The sequence below is a fragment of the Oleiphilus sp. HI0061 genome, from assembly GCF_001635675.1.
Map to the genome: position 1 here is coordinate 1 of NZ_LWFE01001404.1, position 4,064 is coordinate 4,064.

Here is a 4,064-nt window from a genome sequence, read left to right on the forward strand (position 1 = left end):
ACGGCAAAGATGCTTTCGGTCGTGAAACCGGCCTGGCAATCGTTCCCGCCCCCCGCTCTTTACCCAGGCTTATTAAATTACCTGCGGAGATTTCCAAGGGTGATGAACTGGTATTCTTATCTTCAATTATTCACGCTCATGTTGACCAACTATTTCCCGGCATGTCAGTGCAAGGCTGTTACCAATTCCGTTTAACCCGAAATGCCGACTTTGAACTTGAACAAGAAGATATGGAGGATCTGGCCTCTGCATTAAAAGGGGAGCTGCTCTCGAGACGTTTTGGTGACGCTGTTAGATTAGAGCTTGCAGACAACTGCCCAGAGCATCTGATCTCTTTCTTGCTCAAAGAGTTTAAACTGAGTAAAGATGAACTGTATCAAGTGCGAGGCCCGGTTAACCTTTCTCGCCTAATGCAACTACCAGATTTAGTCGACAAACCTGAACTACTCTACCCGGCCTTCGCTCCAGGCCTGCCAAAGCCTTTAAAGAAAAGCAGCAATATTTTTTCAACTATAAAACAGAAAGATATTCTTCTGCACCACCCCTTCCAGAGCTTTACACCAGTTATCGATTTTCTTCGACACGCTGCCCTAGACCCCGATGTCGTTGCTATTAAACAAACACTTTACCGTAGCGGCGCTAATTCTGAAATTGTTGCCGCCTTGGTCGATGCAGCAAGACGCGGAAAAGAAGTCACTGCAGTAATAGAATTACGAGCCCGTTTTGACGAAGAAGAAAATATTGAACTAGCCAGCCGCCTGCAAGAAGCTGGCGCTGTCGTCGTTTATGGCGTAGTGGGCTATAAAACCCACGCCAAGATGATACTCGTAGCCCGACGCGAAGCCGAAGGTTTTAGGCACTATGTACATTTGGGTACGGGTAATTATCACGCAAAGAACGCCCGCCTCTATACAGACTATAGCTTTATGAGTGGTGATGAAGCTCTCGGGAAAGAGGTTCATAAAATATTCCAGCAGCTCACGGGTATGGGCAAAGCACTGAAGATCAAAAAACTATTCCATGCTCCTTTCACCTTACATGACTCTTTGGTTTCGATGATAGAAAGAGAAGCTAATAATGCCAAAGCAGGTAAAGCCTCAGGAATCACCATTAAAGTTAATGCAGTATCAGAACCCAAAATTATTCGGGCACTGTATCGAGCATCACAAGCAGGCGTGCCTATTAAGCTTATTGTCCGCGGCATATGCTGTTTACGTCCAGGGCTAGAGGGTATTTCCGAAACGATCGAAGTACGCTCTGTGATCGGGCGTTTCTTGGAGCACACTCGAGTTTATTGGTTCCACAATGATGGTAATGACCAGATTTATGGTGCCAGTGCCGACTGGATGACCCGTAACCTGTTAAAGCGTGTTGAAACCTGCTTCCCGATGGAAGATAAGAAGCTAGTAGAACGCGTGAAAGCCGAAATTGGCTTCTACCTAAGCGATAATTGCCAAAGCTGGATTATGGACACCGAGGGAAAATATCATTTGAACCAACCTGCCGAAGCCGAATCTCGAGTCTGCGCACAACAATATTTACTCGAGCACCTTGCCTCAACCTAAAGCCAAACCTGGCACTCTTCTTTTATCTGTTTTCAATACTTTAAAAGAAGAGTGCGATTCAGCCGACATTACCAAAGATTCAGTACATTTAGTTTAAATTCCGAATAGAATGGGCTAACTGGGTACCACAATAGATAATTTAAATAATAAATAGACGCTTCCCATGACTCCTTCTATACATATCAGATTACTGCTCCTGCTTATAACGTCAACCCTAACCTTCAGCACCTACGCATCGATCTCTATTACTGAGCCTCAACAGCCATCAGACTTATCATTTCAAACTGACGCTAAGAGTGAATACGATACCAAGCTAATTACACGTCTGAAAAAGTCTCAAGTTTTCGAACGCTTGCGAATATTTAGTGAACAAGACCTTATTTTAAAACAAAGCATCATTTATCACTTTCACCAAGCTGACCAGGCTACAACGAGCCAACCTTTAGCACTTGACACTGCAAGCTCGAACAACAAACAAACCAGCCAGGTTGATATAAAGATCGACATCCCCTTCTCCTTTCTATACCAACTAGATCAAGGCCTAATTGCCAAATACCCTCAACAAGAGGGTATACAAGAAGCGATATACAGCGCAGCCGTTGAAAAATATTTGTGGTTTGAACTAGGCAGAGCCTTGGTTAGTCAGTTTGATTTAGGCGTATCCGGGCAAGAAGTATTTGCACTGGATAACTTCTCGACCCTTATGCTTATCAACCTGAACCACCATGACAGCGACTTTATTCTGGAAGCAACGGAAGCATTTCTACTAATCAGGCAATCTATTCCTTATGGCGGCGAAGAAGACTACGAAGCTGAGGTTTCACTCGATGAGCAGCGCTACCGCAAAGCCGTTTGCTTAATACTCGGCAAAGACTATCTGGCTCGCGTGAACAGAACAGAGCAAGCCTATCATGAGCTATTAGAAGAGCTGGCATGGGATCAGAAAAAAATTGAACAGTGCCAAAAACTGTATCTGGAGAAGTTACAGACCTGGCTTGATGCCTTACAACCGCACCTCAGACAAGAGAATAGGCTCACCAGCTGGCTTGCTGCACACTAGTCTTAAAGGAAACAATTACAGTACTTTGAGCAGCGCCTCGCATTGCTGCTTTAAGGTTTGTAACTGCTCAGGAGGTAGGTCAAGCTTGCAAAGCATTTGCTCAGGTACCGCTTGCGCCTCAGCTTTTAGAGAGCGACCACTTTCAGTCAAAGTAAGAATTTTTACTCGCTCATCACGAAGACCAGGACTTCGACTCAATAAGCCTTTCGCTTCAAGACGCTTTAATAAAGGTGTTAAGGTTCCTGAGTCCAGATGAACCCGCTCCCCTAAATCACTGACGTTGATTTCGTCTTTTTCCCACAATACCATCATGACAATGTACTGAAGGTAGGTCAGGTCCAGTAATTTAAGGAATGGCCGATAGGCTCGAACCATCGCATTGGAAGCACTATATAAAGAAAAACAAACCTGTTTATCCAGGCGAAGAAGGTCTTCCGACATAAATAAAGCTTAGTACCAAACGATAAAGGTAGCCGCGGCACTTACACCACAGGTTTCAACGAATTCACTATGACGACAAACATGTTTACCAATCGCATAGCTCAAGCCAGCACCAACAATATACAGTTCCAAGTCCCTATCTTTTTGAAAGCTCTGACAGCCACCCATAAGCAGCGATACGGCAATCAGGACACATGCACTCAACTTTTTCATCAAACTCTCCCAGACCTCCTTTCGGCAATTAGAGGCTATCCTACAAATGACGCAAGTATAGAGCAAGCTTTCATCCCATGATACGTGAAGCAGTCAGCATCAAGCCCTAGATAATCATCGCTTTAGAGCGCAAACAAGCTGTATTAACTTAGAACTGACGCTGCATATTCCAGGTTCTCCGTTTCCGAAAAGTGGATGTTTGCTCACGATCTTTTTGTAAAATAATCACTTCCCCCCCCTCTCCCAGAATCGTTACAGGGGCATCATCACCCTCTATATGGTAAGCATTACCTTCAGTATCGCTATCACTAAGCACTCCATTTATTTCCAAGGAAGGGTCTTCATCATCTTTATCTTTTAAATACTTCGTGCCTGCTTTTTCTCCACCAGCTGCTTGCCCTAGTTGTTCAAGCGCATTTTTTCCCACGCCATCCTGTTGATCTTCTTTAGCCGAAGCCGCTGCACTATCTTTCATAGGAGAGTATGTATTCTTCGAAGCCTTATCGCTACTCTTCTCCAACTCATCCCTTGAGCGCATACTTGAAAGCTCAGTTGAATACTCTTGCTCCAAAGCTTCCACCGACTTCTGCGAAGTTTGCCTCTCTTTTTGCTTAGCCTGTGTTTTATCGGAAGGCTGCCCGAGCTTTTTTTGGGATGCCTTTTCAGCTTGTTTTTGCAAAGGTGATTCTGGCTCTATCTGCTTAGTAGCGGCCTGACTTTCTTTTTTGGCTTTCTTTTCCGCTGTCTCATTCTCTTTGCTCTGCTTCTCTTCAGGACTAAGCTTC

At 44.6% G+C, this 4,064-nt stretch carries 5 protein-coding genes; 2 read left to right on the forward strand and 3 right to left on the reverse strand.

Annotation, left to right across the window (positions count from 1 at the left end; all coding sequences use genetic code 11):
• Positions 1-1,565: polyphosphate kinase 1 (gene ppk1, locus A3735_RS22165; RefSeq protein WP_068638659.1), on the forward strand; the 1,565-nt coding region annotated here is incomplete at its 5' end.
• A gap of 163 nt (positions 1,566-1,728) precedes the next feature.
• On the forward strand, positions 1,729-2,625 hold the full coding sequence (locus A3735_RS22170; RefSeq protein ID WP_068513500.1) for a DUF4344 domain-containing metallopeptidase: 897 nt from the start codon (positions 1,729-1,731) through the stop codon (positions 2,623-2,625).
• A 15-nt stretch (positions 2,626-2,640) separates the two neighbouring features.
• On the opposite strand, the gene A3735_RS22175 is transcribed toward A3735_RS22170, so the two are convergent.
• The 3 genes from A3735_RS22175 to A3735_RS31235 all read right to left on the reverse strand — a co-directional run.
• Complete coding sequence (locus A3735_RS22175; RefSeq protein WP_068513497.1) at positions 2,641-3,066, reverse strand: MarR family winged helix-turn-helix transcriptional regulator; 426 nt, start codon at positions 3,064-3,066, stop codon at positions 2,641-2,643.
• Positions 3,067-3,075: 9 nt separating this feature from the next.
• Positions 3,076-3,279, reverse strand: a complete 204-nt coding sequence (locus A3735_RS22180; protein ID WP_068513493.1) for a hypothetical protein — start codon at positions 3,277-3,279, stop codon at positions 3,076-3,078.
• A gap of 148 nt (positions 3,280-3,427) precedes the next feature.
• Positions 3,428-4,064: hypothetical protein (locus A3735_RS31235; protein WP_197485974.1), on the reverse strand; the 637-nt coding region annotated here is incomplete at its 5' end.